This is a genomic window from Paenibacillus sp. J2L1-98 (assembly GCF_056269405.1).
On record NZ_JBWDNW010000026.1, the window covers coordinates 42518 to 60489 of the forward strand.

Annotated in this window: 16 protein-coding genes and 1 pseudogene; all 17 read left to right on the plus strand. The window is 50.6% G+C overall.

Translation table 11 applies throughout. The features are described from left to right. The first annotated feature begins 283 nt into the window (after nucleotides 1-283). Nucleotides 284-826, plus strand: coding sequence for a stage V sporulation protein T (spoVT, locus tag AC0YNZ_RS27310; protein ID WP_475829601.1), 543 nt, complete (start codon nucleotides 284-286; stop codon nucleotides 824-826). 201 nt (nucleotides 827-1027) lie between these two features. Then, on the plus strand, nucleotides 1028-3100 hold the full coding sequence (locus AC0YNZ_RS27315; RefSeq protein ID WP_475829602.1) for a polysaccharide biosynthesis protein: 2073 nt from the start codon (nucleotides 1028-1030) through the stop codon (nucleotides 3098-3100). A 287-nt stretch (nucleotides 3101-3387) separates the two neighbouring features. After that, on the plus strand, nucleotides 3388-4875 hold the full coding sequence (gene yabN, locus AC0YNZ_RS27320) for a bifunctional methyltransferase/pyrophosphohydrolase YabN (RefSeq protein ID WP_475829603.1): 1488 nt from the start codon (nucleotides 3388-3390) through the stop codon (nucleotides 4873-4875). Between the two features lie 178 nt (nucleotides 4876-5053). Next, nucleotides 5054-5326: an HU family DNA-binding protein gene (locus AC0YNZ_RS27325; protein ID WP_053373361.1), complete on the plus strand. Its 273-nt coding sequence runs from the start codon at nucleotides 5054-5056 to the stop codon at nucleotides 5324-5326. A gap of 3 nt (nucleotides 5327-5329) precedes the next feature. After that, on the plus strand, nucleotides 5330-5620 hold the full coding sequence (locus AC0YNZ_RS27330; protein WP_056634802.1) for an RNA-binding S4 domain-containing protein: 291 nt from the start codon (nucleotides 5330-5332) through the stop codon (nucleotides 5618-5620). A 96-nt stretch (nucleotides 5621-5716) separates the two neighbouring features. Beyond that, nucleotides 5717-5842, plus strand: coding sequence for a hypothetical protein (locus AC0YNZ_RS27335; RefSeq protein ID WP_475829604.1), 126 nt, complete (start codon nucleotides 5717-5719; stop codon nucleotides 5840-5842). Nucleotides 5843-6072: 230 nt separating this feature from the next. After that, the gene (yabP, locus tag AC0YNZ_RS27340) at nucleotides 6073-6360 is read left to right on the plus strand and encodes a sporulation protein YabP (RefSeq protein ID WP_475829605.1); all 288 of its coding nucleotides are present in this window, start codon (nucleotides 6073-6075) and stop codon (nucleotides 6358-6360) included. Further along, nucleotides 6357-6965 carry a spore cortex biosynthesis protein YabQ gene (yabQ, locus tag AC0YNZ_RS27345; protein ID WP_475829606.1) on the plus strand — a complete coding sequence of 203 codons (609 nt, stop codon included), beginning with the start codon at nucleotides 6357-6359 and terminating at the stop codon, nucleotides 6963-6965. The genes yabP and yabQ overlap by 4 nt, the downstream gene beginning before the upstream one ends. A gap of 8 nt (nucleotides 6966-6973) precedes the next feature. Next, nucleotides 6974-7279, plus strand: coding sequence for an FtsB family cell division protein (locus AC0YNZ_RS27350; protein WP_475829607.1), 306 nt, complete (start codon nucleotides 6974-6976; stop codon nucleotides 7277-7279). Between the two features lie 147 nt (nucleotides 7280-7426). Continuing rightward, entirely contained in the window at nucleotides 7427-7945 is a 519-nt protein-coding gene (locus tag AC0YNZ_RS27355) for a S1 domain-containing RNA-binding protein (RefSeq protein ID WP_475829608.1), read from the plus strand. Nucleotides 7946-8447: 502 nt separating this feature from the next. Then, nucleotides 8448-10940: a stage II sporulation protein E gene (gene spoIIE / locus AC0YNZ_RS27360; protein WP_475829609.1), complete on the plus strand. Its 2493-nt coding sequence runs from the start codon at nucleotides 8448-8450 to the stop codon at nucleotides 10938-10940. 810 nt (nucleotides 10941-11750) lie between these two features. Continuing rightward, nucleotides 11751-12476 (plus strand): vWA domain-containing protein, encoded by a 726-nt coding sequence (locus tag AC0YNZ_RS27365; RefSeq protein WP_475829610.1) that lies wholly within the window; start codon nucleotides 11751-11753, stop codon nucleotides 12474-12476. Then, nucleotides 12460-13383, plus strand: a complete 924-nt coding sequence (locus AC0YNZ_RS27370) for a serine/threonine protein kinase (RefSeq protein ID WP_475829611.1) — start codon at nucleotides 12460-12462, stop codon at nucleotides 13381-13383. Before AC0YNZ_RS27365 ends, AC0YNZ_RS27370 begins: the two co-directional genes overlap by 17 nt. Nucleotides 13384-13424: 41 nt before the next feature. Then, nucleotides 13425-14837 (plus strand): tRNA lysidine(34) synthetase TilS, encoded by a 1413-nt coding sequence (tilS, locus tag AC0YNZ_RS27375; RefSeq protein ID WP_475829612.1) that lies wholly within the window; start codon nucleotides 13425-13427, stop codon nucleotides 14835-14837. Between the two features lie 51 nt (nucleotides 14838-14888). After that, nucleotides 14889-15428, plus strand: a complete 540-nt coding sequence (hpt, locus tag AC0YNZ_RS27380; RefSeq protein ID WP_475829613.1) for a hypoxanthine phosphoribosyltransferase — start codon at nucleotides 14889-14891, stop codon at nucleotides 15426-15428. 98 nt (nucleotides 15429-15526) lie between these two features. Continuing rightward, nucleotides 15527-17527 (plus strand): ATP-dependent zinc metalloprotease FtsH, encoded by a 2001-nt coding sequence (gene ftsH, locus AC0YNZ_RS27385; RefSeq protein ID WP_475829614.1) that lies wholly within the window; start codon nucleotides 15527-15529, stop codon nucleotides 17525-17527. A gap of 296 nt (nucleotides 17528-17823) precedes the next feature. Further along, nucleotides 17824-17944 (plus strand): annotated as a pseudogene (locus AC0YNZ_RS27390) (ABC transporter permease subunit); the annotation flags it as partial. Between the last annotated feature and the right edge of the window lie 28 nt (nucleotides 17945-17972).

Here is a 17972-nt window from a genome sequence, read left to right on the forward strand (position 1 = left end):
ACTAAAAACCTCTAAGCGCGTGCAAGCAAAAAGAGGAAACGGGGAATGCTGAAAAAGGATGATTAATGAAGCGGGGACGCTGAGGCAAGATCGATTTACCGGCAGCCTGGGCACCAAAGAGATGGAACATTTGGCTGGAACTGTAGTCCGTGTATAAGAATTTGGGAGCGGATGAATACTATGGTCAGATTCAAAATCTTTGAAGGATGTTTCTTCTTCGTTATAAACAAACTGCAAGAATCCAGTCGATTCAAAATCCTCTAGGAAAGCGGGGCAACAAGAAATGAAAGCAACTGGAATTGTACGTCGCATCGATGATCTCGGGCGTGTGGTGATTCCGAAGGAGATCCGCCGTACACTGCGTATTCGCGAGGGCGACCCTCTAGAAATATTTGTAGATCGTGATGGCGAAGTTATTTTGAAAAAATATTCTCCTATCGGCGAGCTTGGCGATTTTGCCAAAGAATATGCGGAGTCGTTATTTGAGGGCACGAACCATATTACATTGATTACGGATCGGGATAACATCATTGCTGTGGCCGGTGCCTCTAAGAAAGAGCTGCTTGATAAACAGGTAGGCGCTGTTCTGGAAAGCTGTATGGAAAACCGGAAGACGATGGCTGAAACGGGCGGCGGCGCATTCGAGATTGTGAAGGATACGCAGGAAACGTACAGCTCCTTCGTAGTCGCGCCTATCATTGCGGGAGGCGATCCGATCGGTACCGTTGTACTGCTCAGCAAGGACGATTCGGTGAAAATGGCAAATATGGAAACGAAGATGGCTGAGACGGCAGCGGGCTTTTTGGCGAAACAAATGGAGCAATAGCGGGAACCCTGAGCAGCCCGGCGTGAAAACGGCAGATGCAAGATCATTGCGCAAGGGCATGTGAACAGCAACGATAAGGGAAATAAATGAAAGCTTCTTTGATCGGGAGAAATCTTGATCAGGGAAGCTTTTTCAAGGTTTACGATTATGAGGTATAATAGATACCAATAGTAATCGAGGGATAGGCAGGAGTGTGGGAGGATGAACCGCAAGCCGGGGGAAAAAAGGCATGCAGCGGAAACGCTCGGGCTGGCGGGCGGACAAAAGGCTGCAGCGGCTGCGGACGGAGAAGTGTCCGCAGGTATTGAAACGCCGGCTGTGCTTCAGCAAACGGAGGCTAAGCAACAGACCGGAGCAGCGGGGGAGCTGGCGGTAGAAGACCGTGTACAGGCTTCGCGAGGCCCGAAGCGGCTTCTGATGAATGGCGTTGTGCTTATGGCCGGCGCGGCTCTGTTGTCCAAGCTAATTGGTGTTTTTCAAAAAATTCCGCTGCAAAATTTGGCTGGTGACCGGGTATTTGGGATATATAATGCGGTATATCCGTTCTATCAGCTGGCGGCCGTTCTGGCGACTGCAGGCTTGCCGACGGCCGTATCCCTCCTAATCGCGGAAAGACTGCGCAAGGGAGCTGACAAGGAGGGAATCAGGCGAATATTGTACGCGGCTTTGCTGCTGCTTGGATTTTCGGGCATCGTTACTTTTAGCCTGATGTGGGCTGGAGCGGATCAGGTGGCGGGCTGGATTGGCGATGAGGAGACGGCTGCCGCCATACGCTCGGTCTCGGTTGCGCTGCTGCTGACCCCGTTCGTAGCCGCATTGCGGGGCTATGTACAGGGGCTGGGCCGGATGGGGCTGTCGGCTGTTTCGCAAATCGTGGAGCAGATGATACGCGTTGGCGTCATGCTGCTCGTGCTGGCCCTGAGCTGGTCAGCCGGGTGGGCGGATGCTTCCGTAGCGTCCGGCGTAATGAGCGGGTCGGCATTTGGAGCAATCGCTTCCCTGCTCGTCCTTGCCTTATGTTTATGGCGGAAGCGCAGCCGGGAGCGGTTTGACCGCGCAGCCGGCGCAATTAGGGCGGAGATGAGAAAGCTTGCAGCCATTGCGCTGCCGGTCGCGCTTGGTGCGGTTGTCGTCCCTGCTCTCGGGGTCGTGGATGCTTTTTCGGTTCCGCGATTGCTGCAGGCCGGGGGACAGTCCGAGGCTGAAGCGATGGCGCTGTTCGGGATATACAGCCGGGCGCAGCCGCTTGTCCAGCTGGTCGTTATGGTTGCAGGCGCAGCTGCGGCTGCGCTCGTTCCCGGTCTCGCGCTCGCCCGCATGCGGGACGCTTACGGGCAGCTCCGGTTACAGCTCTCGCTTGCCGAACGGGCGGCTTGGGCAATCGGTGCGGCTGCGGCTATCGGCTTAGCGCTTCTGGCAGAGCCGCTTAATGTGATGCTGTATGCCGATTCCAATGGTACGTTCACCTTTGCTTTGGTCGGCTGCACCGCACTTGCGGGCTGTGTTAATGCGGTGACCGCGCCGGTACTGCAAGGACTCGGCGCGGTCCGGATTCCGGCTGTTTTGCTGCTTATCGCGGCGCTGCTCAAAGGCGTAATTAACGCTGTGCTCGTGCCCGCTTTCGGTATTGAGGGCGCGGCGTTTGCCGGCGTCATAGCATTAAGCGCGGCCGCATTGCTGGGTGCGGTTTCGGTGCGCTATAAAGCTGCCGGAGCGGGAGCTTCGCTCGCCGGCAGCTGGGGAGCAGGGCAGAGCGGGGCTGCAGCAGGCGGGCAGGCCGTGAAGAAGCGAAATTTCGAGGATATGAGCGGGTATTCGCATGCGGAGAGGCGATGGGATGGTCGGGTCGTGGAGCAAGCGGGAGTAGAGGAGAGGGAGCTCGGGGGCGCGAGCGGGCATCCGCATGCGGAGACGCGGATGGAAGGACCGGCCAGAGAGCAAGAGCCCGGAAGCGCGGGCGAGTACTCGCCTGCGGATAGACGGAGGCCGGCGCTTGGCCGCGCGGCCGCAGGCACGGGCTTTGCGCTCGCGGTCATGGCCGCGGCGCTTGTTGTCGCCGAGCGAGCGCTGAGCGCCGCGCTTGGCGGGCTGCCGCCCCGAGCGGCAGCAGCTGCGCTTGCGCTGACGTGCGTAGCCGTCGGCGCTTGCGCCTTTGGCGCCGCGGCATTGCGCGGCGGCGCTGTAAGCGCGCGCGAATTGCGCGCGCTGCCGGGCGGCGGCGTATTGGCCGCCCGGTTGCGGCGCTGGCGGCTTATACCGCCTGCGAAGGACTAACTATTCAATATGTTTACATGAAATGACAGAAAACATTTTTCTTTATTTTCGCAAATTTACCCGGCTGGACTTGAATAGAGCAGCATTTTTTCGCTATGTTGTTGATGTTTCGGATAAATTGGTCCATTATTACTTTTTGTGGCAAAATAGAGAAAATATTTTTCGGTCTTATTTATATGCAGCATAACCGGTCAACCTACATAATGATTTTGTCATAGAAGGCTTAATACTGTCTCAACAAGTTCTTGGCTAGAAACGAATTCACTATTTAAGGAGGCTTACCCCATTTGGCAACTCCACATCTTACAGTCGTCGGGCTTGGCTCGGGCGACCCGGATCAATTGACGCTTGGCGTATGGCGCAGGCTGCAGGCGGCGGAGCGCATATATGTCCGCACTGCCCAGCATCCTGCGATGTCGATGCTTCAGGAAAATAACATCGCATTTACCTCATTTGATACGCTGTATGAGCAGCATGAGTCATTTCCCGACGTGTACAAAGCGATCGCAGAAGCGCTGATTGCCGAAGCGAAAAGCACAAGTTCCGAAACGCTCATCTACGCCGTTCCCGGTCACCCGATGGTAGCCGAGCGCACCGTTCAGCTTCTGCGTGAGCAATGCCCGGAAGCGGGCATTGCTCTGCAAATCATCGGCGGCGAGAGCTTCCTTGATCAGGCGTTCGTCAGTCTCGGCATCGATCCGATCGAAGGTTTTGCGCTGCTTGACGCCGCAGAGCTGCAGCCGTCCTTATTGCAGCCCCAGTTGCATACGCTGATTGGCCAGGTGTATGATTCTTTTACGGCATCCGACGTTAAGCTTGCCCTTATGGAGCGTTATCCCGATGATTACGAGGTTGTCGTTGGACATGCCCTTGGCGTCGCTTCCGAACAGCAGATCATTCGCGTTCCGCTGTACGAGCTTGATCGCACGCCGGGCTATGGCAATCTATCGCTAATCTGGGTGCCGCGCTCTGATGATGCGTCGCTGCGCAACCGCTCCTTCGAGCGGCTGCATGAAATTGTTTCTATCCTGCGCAGTCCCGAGGGCTGTCCGTGGGACCAGGAGCAGACGCATCAGTCGATTCGCAAAAACTTCATCGAAGAGCTGTATGAGGCGCTGGAAGCAATCGATAACGATGATCCGGACGGCATGCAGGAGGAATTCGGCGACGTTATCCTGCAAGTTATGCTTCATAGCCAAATGGAAGAAGAGACTGGCGCTTTTTCCGTCTATGATGTGATACAATCACTAAACGAGAAGCTTATATTCCGTCATCCGCATGTATTTGGTGATCTGGATGCCAGCAATTCGCAAGAGGCGCTAGGGAACTGGGAGCAAATGAAGGCTGAGGAGAAACGGATGAAAGGGACCGATGCGGCCCGCAATTCGGTGCTGGACGGCATTCCGCCGGATCTGCCAGCTCTTATGAAAGCTTATAAGCTTCAGAAGAAAGCGGCTAAAGTAGGCTTTGACTGGGACGAGCTTGGCCCGGTTCTGGACAAGATCGAAGAGGAGCTCGCAGAGCTGCGCGAAGCGATAGCATCACAATCTGAAGAGGAGCAAGCTTCGGAGCTTGGCGATTTGTTATTTGCGGTCGTCAATGCCTCACGCTTCATCCAGGCCGATCCGGAAGAGGCGCTTTCCCGCACGAACAAAAAATTCCGCAATAGATTTGAATATATTGAGGAACAGCTTCGTATAAGAGGGAAACAATTTGACCAGACTGATTTAACAGAAATGGATCGTTGGTGGGAAGAGGCTAAGCATCATTTTTAGATTTCATTTCGTCATGAATCGCCTTTATTCCCCATCAGCCGCAAAAAAATTTCAAAAAGCGGCAGGATTTATTTGCTGCAAGGCAGAATAAGTATTCTTCGTGAGAGTAAACTTGAAGGCAAAGGCGGCGCCCAAGCGTCGACCACAAATATCGGTAACGAATTAGGAGGATTTTATAATGAACAAAACAGACCTGATCAACAACATTGCAGAAAAAAGCGGTTTGACTAAACGTGACGTAGAAGCAGTGCTTAACGGCTTCCTGGGTGAAGTAACGGATGCTCTTGCAGGTGGCGATAAAGTACAATTGATCGGCTTCGGTACTTTTGAAACTCGTAAACGTGCTGGCCGCACAGGACGCAACCCGCAAACTGGCGCTCCAATCGAAATTTCGGAAGCGAAAGTTCCTGCATTCAAAGCAGGCAACAAGCTGAAAGAAGCTATCCAGTAATCTATGCGATTAGATAAATTTCTTAAGGTATCGAGACTGATCAAGCGCCGTACCGTTGCGAAGGATGTATCCGAGCAGGGGCGGGTTTGGATTAACGGGCGCGAAGCGAAAGCGAGCAGCAACGTTAAGGTCGGAGATGAGCTCCAAATCCAATACGGTCAAAAAATCGTAACCGTGCGCGTTGAGCGAATTGCGGAGACGACCCGTAAGGATGAAGCCGGAGAGCTGTATACCTTGGTGAAAGAAGAGCAACGCCAGCGCGAGAACACGCTCGACTGGGAACAACAGCAATAACATCGAGGCTGCTTGCAAGCACAACACTTGCAGGCAGCTTTTTTCATATTTGTTTCATAAACGCCATAATTGTTTATTTATCCGGAGGACGATCAAATGAATCATCTGCAGCTCCCCGTTCCAGAATTCCGGCTGAAGGGTTTCTCATTGCTAGGCCATGCTTTTGATGTAATCATCATCGCGGGAATCGTTATGCTCGTTGTCCCGCTGACGCTTTTTTAAATTCGCAGGTTATGCGCTCGGTGTTTACGCCGCTATAGCTGTTCTCAGCCTGCAAGTAGAATAAGTTCTAATTCTCGTCCGTTCCCCATAAGCTAGTCTTAAAATATGAGGCAGGATAAGCTGCACGCTTATACTCTGCTTATATTTGACAGCGAAACGTATGCCGCGCCGCCATTGGACGGCGGTAGCCGTTTACGCATAGACATGTTAACGAAGCGGAGGACGAGTCTATGGTTGACCAAGGCAAGGGGCAGAAGCGTCAGGAAGTCAAAATGCTAAATCGTAAGCTGTTGGAACTTACCGGAGTCTTGAATGTGGAAAGCTTCGACAGCGAAGAGTTTTTACTCGAGACAGAGCTTGGCTTCTTGGCGGTTAAGGGCCAAAATTTGCATATGAAGCATCTTAGCCTCGAGCAGGGTTTGGTAGCTATTGAGGGGCTCGTCCATTCGCTCGCCTATTTGGACGGAAATAATACCTCGTCGAAATCAAAAGGGCTTTTCGGGAAGCTATTTAAGTGACGCTAAGTATGCAATGGTTGACGATGGCAGTCATGCTGTTATCCGGCCTTGGCATGGGAACGGTGTTTGACGGCTACCGGGTCCTGTCGAATGAGCTGAGGTTTCCGCGCTGGTGGCTGCCGGTGCTTGACGTCATCTATTGGATGACGGCGGCGCTAGTCGTCTTTCGGGTGCTGTACGCTAGCAACAATGGCGAGGTGCGGGCGTACGTTTTTATCGGACTGGCTGTCGGTATCGTAATCTACTATTTGCTTTTGAGCAGGCTCGTTATCGTAATCGTCAAATGGCTCATTAGAGCAGTGCGCAAGCTGATTACGTTCGTGCTCAAATGCTTGGATATCCTAATTGTGAAGCCGATCTTATTGCTCTATAAATTGGTAATGGTTATTTTCGCATTTGGGTCTGCGCTCACTATTTTCATATTGAAAATTGTGATACAATTGGTTCGTCCATTTTGGAAATTGCTTGTTTGGATGGTTCGTCCTGCCATTCGTCCGGTTGGACGCTGGCTGGCACCCTATGTATCCAAGTGGCAAGTAGCCGGCAGGCTGCGAAGATTTGGACTACTAATTGCCCGATTGTGGAGCAAATGGTTTAGGAGGTAACACCGCTCATGGCAGCAGCTGTAAACAAAACGCCAGGGAATGCTGGCACAAAACGCCGGTTCAAACTGTGGATGTTGTTCATCGTGCTATTTATGGGCTGGGCGGGTTATACGATTTTTGGCCAAATGCAGCAGAAGAATGCCACAGGTGTTAAGCTAACTACCATTCAAGGGCAGCTTGATGCGTCTAATAAAGAAACCGAAGCGCTCAAACGTCAAATTGAACGGTTAAACGATCCTGAATATATTGAGCAGTTAGCAAGGAAAGAGCAAGGCATGGTAAAGAAAGGCGAGCAGCCAATTTTCATTGATTAATTAGGGCTTTAAATCGGGTGAACGTCTGTTGACCTTACTTGAACGGTTCGGTTATAATCACGTTAATAGCGTTTTCGCAAAACTTTAGCTTATGCTGATGATTTCAGTTTTGCTTCGCATAACTTTTAGGGAGGAACATTTTATTTTATGGCAATTGAAGTGGGCGCTAAGTTAGAGGGAAAAGTGACAGGCATTACGCATTTTGGGGCATTTGTCGACTTGTCGGGAGGTGTCACGGGTCTTGTTCACATTTCGGAAATTGCTGATAATTACGTCAAAGACGTGAAGGATCACCTGAAAATCGACGATGTCGTGAAAGTTAAAGTGATCAACGTGGATAAAGACGGAAAGATCGGACTTTCCATTAAGCAAGCCATTGACCGGCCGGAAGGCCAACCTGCGCCACAACAACGCGAGCGTCATAGCGGAGGCGGCGGTGGAAGCACTGGCGGTAGTGGTGGTGGTGGCGAACGTTTCAACCGCGGCGGCGGCGGTGGTGGTGGCGGACGTCCCTTCAACAAGCAATCGTCTGGCAGACCGGCATACGGTAAACCGTCATTCGAGGATAAAATGTCACGGTTCCTGAAAGACAGCGAAGAACGCATCTCCTCTTTGAAGAAGAATACGGAGGGCAAACGCGGCGGACGCGGTGCCAAGCGAGTATAAGCTGAATCGTCATAACCTTATAAATGAAGCAGAACCTACGCGGTTCTGCTTTTTTTGCGTCTGGATGCAGGGGTGTGGCTGATAAAAATAGAAAGCGCTTACAAAATGCTGTCGAAGCAGGACGCTAAACCTACGTAAATGCTGGAGAATGAATGGATAGCGAAAGGTTTAACCCGGGCAATGTCGTTTGCGACTTGCTCAATTGCTGAAAAAAAATACTTTTCTCTCATCCTCCATCATTCCCGACAGGTTATAACGTCCATTCGCCATAATCTGGAAAATGAGCGGCACGCTTTTTGTTGTCGGTAGTTTGTTTGGAGAATATGTAAAGATGAGGAAATCCTTTACGGAGCATATGTTTGACAGCATGTTGACAAGGGCTGCGGCACCAATTATTTTTGTCGGAAAAAAATTATAACCATGTTACGCTAACTGACAAACTTCATACGGACAACCTCCTATAATGAAAAACACATTACATTCGGAATGGTGGTGTCTGTGCATGGAAAAGGAAAACACAGTTTTGCTTCCCGGCGTGAAACGGACAGGTCTAATTAAGACGCTAATGCAGAAAGGACGGGAATGGGCGGCGGGGCGTCGTGTCATTCAGGTCATTATGGCAAAGAAGTGGACAGTTCTGCTTGTAGGAGTAGCTTTCTTACTTGGAAGAGCGGTCATACTCGAATCGCTTATGCCGTTCGCGGTCGCTTATTTCGCCGTTATTTATTTTATGCGAAGGGATATTTATCCGTGGGTGGCGGTATCCTTAGTAGCCGGCAGCTGGCTGGCGGCCGATCCGGCGCCAATGTGGATTGCGATGGAGATTGCGGTGTTATTTCTTTTCTTGAAGGGGTTGGAAGCGTATGAGAAGGCGGAGCTGTCGTCGGCACCGATTCTAGTGTTCGCATCAACAATATTGGTACAAATGTTCAGTGTATTTATTGGGGACGAGCTTAGCTGGTACAACTTTATGCTCGTTGTTGTGGAGGCGGCTCTCGGATTTGTGCTTACTCTTGTATTTACACAGGCTATTCCCGTACTAACGATGACCAAAAAATCAGCCTCACTCAAAAACGAAGAAATCATTTGTCTAATGATTTTGCTCGCTTCCGTTATGACGGGGGCGGTCGGTTGGGTGTTTTATGGCATGTCTGCAGAACATGTTATGTCTCGTTATATGCTGCTTCTTTTTGCTTTAGCAGGCGGCGCTCCGCTGGGCGCTTCGGTCGGTGTTGTTGCAGGACTCATTCTAAGCTTGGCTGACTTTAGTGCAGTCGTTCAAATGAGCTTACTCGCTTTTGCGGGCTTGCTTGCTGGTTTGCTGCGTGACGGCGGCAAAATGGCAGCGGCATTCGGAATGTTGCTTGGGACATCGATTTTATCCATATATGTAGGAAGCCAGGCTGATGTTATGAGCTCAACCTGGGAGTCAGTAGCTGCGGCAACGCTGCTTATGATGACGCCGCGCAGCATGATCCGTACCATTTCACGGTATGTGCCGGGTACGAATGAGCATGCCAAGTCGCAGCATGAATATGCGAAACGGGTGCGCGAGGTGACCGCAGACCGCGTATCGCAATACAAGGAGGTGTTCCAGCAGCTCTCGCACAGTTTTGGACAGCTCAACAAAAGTGTAACGACGATGAACAGGGAGGATGAGATTAGCCATTTTATGAATGCAGTTGCTGAGCGCAGCTGCGCCAGCTGCCACCGGCAAAACGCTTGCTGGGAGGATAAGTTTTTCCATACGTACAAAATGATGACCGATATGATGTCCACAGTGGAGGAAAATCGCGTTCCGTCCGCTAAGGAGATACCGCGTGCCTGGTCGGCGCATTGCGTCAAATCTTCCCAGGTGCTGAAGGATATGACTCAGCAGTACGAGCTTTATCAAAATAATATGCACTGGAAGAAGCAAATATACGACTCCCGTCAACTTGTTGCCGACCAATTGCAGGGCGTGTCGCAAGTGATGGAGGATTTGGCAAAAGAAATTAAAAGGGAGGGGCAGACGCTGCATTTGCAGGAAGAGCAAATTCGAGAGGCGGTGGAAGGACTCGGCTTATCGGTACAAGGAATTGATATAGTAAGCCTGGAGGAGGGGAATGTGGATATAGAGGTGTACCATGCTTTTGGGCAAGGCTTTGATGAATGCCGCAAAATTATCGCTCCGCTGCTTAGTGATATTTTAGGCGAGCATATAGCGGTTAAGTCAGAGCATCCTCCTACGAGGAATGGAGAGCCTACCTTGGTGGCCTTTGGCTCGGCCAAGCAGTATGTGGTGGATACCGGTATTGCGGGCGCTGCCAAGGGAGGCGATCTGCTGTCAGGTGACAGCTTTAGTATGGTTGAGCTGGGCAATGGTAAATTTGCCGTTGCGATTAGCGACGGCATGGGCAATGGCGAGCGGGCGCGGCAGGAAAGCAGCGCGGCTTTATCCCTGTTGCAGCAGCTGCTGCAGTCTGGAATGGATGAGAAGCTTGCCGTGAAATCTGTTAATTCGGTGCTCTTATTGCGTTCATCCGATGAAGTATTCGCTACCGTCGATTTGGCGATCGTAGATTTGTATACGGCACAGACGACGTTTATGAAGATAGGCTCGACACCGAGCTTTATTAAACGAGGAAATGAGGTTATTCCGGTAACGGCGAACAATTTGCCTATTGGCATTATTCAAGATATTGACGTCGACTTCGTATCGATGCAAATGCAGTCCGGGGATACGCTTGTCATGATGAGCGATGGTATATACGATGCGCCGGGGCTTGCCGTGAATAAGGAGCTCTGGATGAAGCGTTTGATTAGCGAGTTGGCGACAGACAATCCGCAAGAAATGGCGGATGCGCTGCTTGAGAAGGTGGTTCGCCATCATAATGGTGAAATCGTTGATGATATGACCGTGCTTGTTGCGCGTATCGATAAGCATTTGCCGGAGTGGGCAACCTTCCGTTTCCCTGGGGTGACGCGCATGGAGCGTCCAAGGACGGTGAGCTAACGATTATTATTGGAAAAGTGAGTGATGGTCATTAAGGTTAGTGAGCGGATGTCAGCTTTATTCATGGAGCGCGCTGAAGCCTTTTGTTTGTCGGCTAACTCGCAGTTGGCGGTCAAAGGGCTTCTTTTTGCTGTCTGACCGGATAGATTCGTTGAGTTGAGCAGGATATAAGGGCTGCTGGCGGGTAGTATATGGTTTTGTACATATAGGAGCGTAATGATCTTATTTTGGCGATGGGAGTTTGCCTTTCGATAAGTTGTGCGGCAATGCTGCAACGATGCAACGCTTCGCCAGTTTAAGCATGATTGCGATTATCTACATAGGCTTAACTAAAGTTTGAAAGTAAGTTGCTTTATAGCAATCAGATAACTTATATCAATCAGATAACAGGAAAAACTCCATCTAATTTGCTTGTGTGTCGGTTTGTGCGTTATTTATCTGGAATTTCTCCCTTTAATTCGGCATGTAACCTCTTAAAATGACAAATTTCCCTAGATTACATGGAGGATTTCCTGTTAAATAAGACTGCATAGCTTATAGGTGTAAAATTAGCAGGGGCTTTTCCTGTTAATCATTCCGCTAGCCTGTTCCGATTGGTAAGAGCCGCAAACGTTCTGGTCTAGTACGATTTTTTTGTTCAACTTATCTATTTTTTAATAGTCTAGCTGTTTATCCCTCTCAAAAAAGGCAAAGCTAGATAGAAAGGCGAAGGCGAAGCCTGCGCTGGTGAGGCTTATTGCTACACAAACACTAAGCCTGTGCTTTCGAAGAAGTGTTTGTTACACAAACACTTGAGGAGGGTAAACAATCATGAAGCAAATATTATTAATTACGGACGGGTGCTCCAATGTGGGCCTTAGTCCGGTGGTAGCGGCTGCGCATGCGCAATCGGATGGGATTTCGGTCAATGTGGTAGGCGTGCTGGATCATGGAGATGTGGGCGAGCTTGGCGCTGCGGAGATTGACGAGATTGCGCGTGCGGGCGGCGGGCTAAGCAGGATGGTGAATATGCGTCAGTTGTCGCAGACCGTGCAGATGATGACGCGTAAGACGGTCGTGCAGACGATTCAGCTGGCGGTGCAGAAAGAATTGAAGCAGGTGCTTGGCAGCGGATCGATCGAAGCGCTCCCGCCGGAGAAGAGAGCTGACGTCGTTCGCGTAATAGATGAGCTTGGGGAGACATCAAGCCTGCAAGTGGCGCTTCTCATTGACGCAAGCGCGAGTATGAAGCCGAAGCTTGCAGCGGTGGAGGAGGCCATACGCGATTTGATGCTTAGTCTGCAGGCCAGGCAGGGGAAAAGCGAGATTTCCGTTTTTCATTTTCCAGGCTCAAGACATGGGGATGATTGCGTGATGGATTTGGGCTGGACAAGCCACTTAAATGGCGTGCATGGGATCTTCCCGAGGCTGCAAATGGGCGGGACGACGCCGACTGGCCCTGCGATTATGCATGTAATTGATTTTTATCGCCAGGGCGATTATGGTAGACAGAGCAGAGATGGAACGGATGGGATGATGAGTGACTACGTCGTTTAAAGTTGATCTTCGCCGCGGCATGGTGGTGACCGGCAAGTGGAAGCAGGGCCGGTACAGGGTTGAGAGGTTGCTTGGGGAGGGCGCAAACGGTAAAGTATATCTCGTACAGCGCGATCGCAGCTGGTATGCATTGAAGGTCGGTATGGATGCGGTTGATCTGCAGTCTGAGATTAACGTACTTCAGTCGATTGCCAAGCAGAAGCAGCACGGGCACGAGCCTTTTCTATTTGACGTGGACGATTTGTACGGACCGGACGGACGGGAGTATCCTTTTTATATTATGCGCTATGTGCTTGGCTCGACGCTGGGCGACTATTTGAAGCAGAAGGGACCGGAATGGTTTCCGTTAGTTGGCCTGAATCTGCTTGGCAAACTGGCAAAGCTCCATCAAGCAGGCTGGGTATTCGGCGATCTGAAGGTGGAAAATGTGCTCGTCGCAGATTACGGGCACGTCGAGCTCGTCGATTACGGCGGCGTGACGGGGGTAGGCAAAGGAATTCGCCAGTTTACGGAAATCTATGACCGCGGCTACTGGAATGAAGGCTCACGGTCGGCTGACCCCGGATATGATTTGTTTTCCTTCGGCGTGCTTTGCCTAAAGCTGCATGAATCGAAACGGCTGCATCAGCTGACGATGGAGCTGCTGCCGCAAAATCGGTCCGCGGGCGAGCTTATCCAAATTGCCGAGTCGAGTCCGGCCTTGAAGCCGATTGCCGGCTGGCTGCGGAAAGCGTTCGCAGGTCAATTCACGGACGCCTCAGACGCGTCAGCAGCATGGCGTGCATTGATGCACAGAAGGGATACGCACAGATCTTCTGCAACGCCAGGATGGCTGAAAGGGCTTGTTGCCGCATCTGCGGTGCTGCTAGGGACTTCGGTTTATTGGCTGCTGCGCAATGTATTGTAAGGACAGTCACGAGCGGGGAAATGAAGGTGAGGGTAATACATATGAATCTGCGAAACGAACTTGAGAAAGCGGCGGCGGAACGCAGGCTCTGGTCAGCGGGCGACCGCATCGTGGTAGCGGTTTCCGGCGGTCCGGATTCAATGGCGCTGCTGCATATGCTGTCTGCCATTGCGAAGGAAGGGAACATTTCGGTCATAGCGGCTCATGTGAATCACGGCTTTCGCGTAGAGGAGTCGGCGCATGAGCTGGCTGTCGTTCAGGCTTTTGCGGAGCAGCTGGAGGTAGTTTGCGAGACCGTCACTTTCGATATGCCTTCTTATATAGAAGAAACGCGAATGAACGGGCAGGCTGCCTCTCGCGAGAAACGGTATGCTTTTTTACATGAAATCGCGGCTCGTTACGGGGCGTCACGAATTGCGCTTGCCCATCACGCGGACGATCAAGCGGAAACGGTTCTTATGCGTGTCATTCGTGGAACGGGCTTAACGGGGTTAGCTGGAATGGTTAGCAAAAGACGCGAAAAAAACGTGGAACTTATTCGCCCCATGCTTCGTATGAACAAGTCAGACCTTCTGCGTTACTGCGAAGAGCATCATGTCCCGTACTGCGTGGATAGCAGTAACAAGGAACGCCATTATTTCCGAAACATTATTCGGTTAGATATTTTACCGTATTTATCCCGGCATAATCCGCAGTTGTCCCAGTCGCTTCAGCGGCTTGCCGAAGTAGCGGGGGCGGAAGACGAGTGGATGGAGAAACAAACCGAAGCCTTATTCGCACAGCTCATTACACGATCCCCCAATGAATGCGCGATAAGCTGCGTCGATTTGCACGGTCTCCACGTCGCTTTACAAAGGAGATTGATTAAACTAATATTAAGTTATCTTTCTAAGGAAACGGAAAAGATATCCTTCGAACAGATTGAGACGATGCGGATTGCCGCTTCTGCTCATGCGCCTGCAACATGGCGTATCGATGCTGGCGCCGGTATTCGCTGCGCCCGTGAATACGATATGATGCGATGGCTTCGTATATCGCAGCATGCATTAAACGGTGCGGACGACTACTCGTGCAAGGTAGAAAGGGATACATATCGATTGACAGTTGAGCAAAGCGGGTGGTCATTTGAGTTTGCCCATGCATCTGTGAGAGATAGCCGTAAGCCTGCTTCACGATATGAAGCCTGCTTCGATGCTTCGGAGTTAACGTATCCGCTCGTCGTTCGAAATCGGCGGCCGGGCGACAGAATTCAAGTTTTAGGATTAAATGGTTCGAAAAAAGTGCAAGATATGTTCGTTGATGAGAAAATCGCTCCACTCAAGCGAGAGCTGTATCCGCTGCTGTTCGATTCAGCGGGGAAATTGCTCTGGATTCCGGGCATTCGCAGATCAAGCCACGCGCTTATGGAGCCGCACACAAAAGACGTGTTGTTCATAAGGGCCAGCAACGAATAAGATGCACTGGTACACTCATAAACATAGTTAAGGCGTAGGGGGATTTCTACTTTGCAGAACGATATTCAAGAAGTATTGTACGACGCGCAGCAGATTAGTGATAAGGTAAAAGAGCTTGGCGAAACGCTGAGCAAGGATTTTAGCGGGCGTAATCCGCTCGTTATTTGCGTTCTTAAAGGCGCATTCATATTCATGGCGGATTTGGTGAAGGAAATAACGGTGCCGATTGAGCTTGATTTTATGGCCGTGTCCAGCTATGGGCAATCCACGAAATCGTCCGGCGTCGTCAAAATCATTAAAGACCTCGATGTTTCGGTCGAAGGCCGTGATGTTCTGATCGTTGAGGACATTATCGACAGCGGGCTTACGCTCAGCTATTTAATCGATGTACTAGAACGTCGCAATGCGAAATCGGTCACCGTCGTAACATTGTTCGATAAACCGGCGCGCCGCACCGTTGAACTGGAAGCGGATTATAAGGGCTTTACGCTGCCGGACGAGTTTGTTGTCGGTTATGGACTGGATTTTGCTGAAAAATACCGCAATCTTCCTTATATTGGTATTTTAAAACCGCAGATTTATGAGAAATAATAGCGATTCACCCGTACATGCCCTTCTCCGTATACCTCTATTGTTATGGAAAGTCATGCTATGGTAAAATATTTTAAGCGTCTGAGAGGAGGTTGGGGATGAATCGGATCATCCGTAATACTGGTTTTTATTTAATTATCTTTTTGGTGACCGTTGGGATTTTTCAATTTATCAGCAGCCAAAATGACACGACAGTTGGATTGCGATATGATGAGCTTCGTGCTGCAGTTGAATCAGGCAATGTTAAGGAACTGAGTGTTAAGTATGAGAACCAAACTTATTTTGTTACTGGTAAATATAATACAAAGCCTGCAGGCGCGGACAGCGATCAGTTCGTATCCAGGGTAAGCGTCAAAGCAGAGGAGAAAATCCTCGCTTGGCAGGAGCAGTTCGGGTTTAAGCTGGAGAGCAAGGAAATGGACCAGCCAAGCATTTGGCTTACATTCCTCACTTCCATTATTCCGTTTGTCATTATCTTTGTCCTGTTCTTCTTCTTAATGAATCAAGCTCAGGGCGGCGGCGGCAAAGTGATGAACTTTGGCAAGAGCAAAGCGCGTCTTTATGATAATGAGAAGAAGCGGATTACATTTGAAGATGTCGCTGGCGCTGACGAGGAGAAGCAAGAACTCGTTGAGGTTGTGGACTTCTTGAAGGATCCGCGGAAATTCAATCTGGTAGGCGCTCGCATTCCGAAGGGCGTATTGCTCGTTGGTCCTCCGGGTACTGGTAAAACCTTGCTTGCTCGTGCAGTAGCAGGGGAAGCGGGCGTGCCGTTCTTCAGCATCTCCGGTTCTGATTTCGTAGAGATGTTCGTCGGTGTCGGCGCATCCCGTGTACGTGATCTGTTCGAGAACGCAAAGAAAAATGCTCCATGTATCATTTTTATTGATGAGATTGATGCTGTAGGTCGTCAGCGCGGCGCCGGTCTTGGCGGCGGGCATGATGAGCGTGAGCAAACGCTCAACCAATTGCTCGTTGAAATGGACGGCTTTGGCGCTAACGAAGGCATTATCATTATAGCTGCGACAAACCGTCCGGATATTCTGGATCCGGCACTTCTACGTCCAGGCCGTTTTGACCGTCAAATTACGGTTGACCGCCCAGACGTGAAAGGCCGCGAAGCGGTGCTTAAAGTGCATGCCCGCAACAAACCGCTTGCGAAGGATGTTAAGCTAGAGGTTATTGCGAAGCGTACGACAGGCTTCAGCGGTGCCGATCTTGAAAATTTACTTAATGAAGCAGCGCTTCTGGCTGCACGTCGCAATAAGAAGGATATCGCTATGGTCGAGGTTGATGATGCAATCGATCGTATCATTGTCGGTACGGAGAAGAAGAGCCGTGTCGTCAGCGATCGTGAGAAACGTATTGTCGCTTACCATGAGGCGGGACATACCATTGCAGGCTACTTCCTGGAGCATGCCGATATGGTACACAAGGTTACGATTATTCCTCGCGGCCGCGCTGGCGGATACGTCATTATGCTGCCGAAAGAAGATCGTATGCTTGTAACCAAGCAAGAGCTTCTCGACAAAATAACGGGCTTGCTTGCGGGCCGCGTAGCCGAAGAGCTGTTTATTGGCGAAATCGGAACAGGAGCTTACAGTGACTTTAAACAAGCGACAGGCATCGTGCGCAGCATGATTATGGAATACGGTATGAGCGATAAGCTTGGTCCGATGCAGTTCGGCAGCTCGCAAGGTCAAGTATTCCTTGGCCGTGATATTGGTCATGAACAGAACTATTCCGATGCGATTGCATACGAGATTGACCAAGAGATGCAAAGTATCATTACCGGCTGCTACGATCGTGCGAAGAAGCTATTAACGGAGAAGAGCAAGGAAATGCATATTATTGCTCAAACGCTGCTCAGCGAAGAAACGCTTGAACTTGACCAAATCAAACGTTTGGTTGAGACCGGTTCTTTGAATGGCAGCACACCTGTGGATGGAGCTTCAGCTACAAATGAACCGACTTCTGAACCGATTGTTGAGACGGTTGGGGACGTTAAAGTGCGCATCCAGACTCGTGAAGAGGCAGAGATTAAAGCTCCTGTCCTTGAGAAGCGGGAAAACCCGGAAGATCCGGATAAGAACGAGTAAATATTTTTTGCCAATGGCAAGTTAAAATCGTCCTGCTGCTTATAAGCAGCAGGACGATTTTTTTTATTAACGTTCAGATTTCCTATCCAACTTTATAATGGCGAAGTTTCTTGTCGAGAAGGGTCAGCAAAAGTCGATGCCCATTCATGACTCGGCGATGGTGAAAATGGACTGGCTCATCAATTTGATGGACAATGCTCGTATGCACTGGGGAACGACCATTGCGCTCATATGCATCGCCTTGTTTTATGTCGTGTTGTGGCGTACGAAGCAATGCTATGAGCTGCGTGCTGTTGGCCATTGCCTTCATCAGCTACTTCGTCTTGTTCCGCACGCCGTTCGGCTTGCGTTTGCGCGCGGGTGGGCGAGCATCCTAGCTCTGCGGACACGGCCGGAATCAGCGTTAGTGATTTTAGGGTCTCATTCCATTGATGGATTGAAGCTC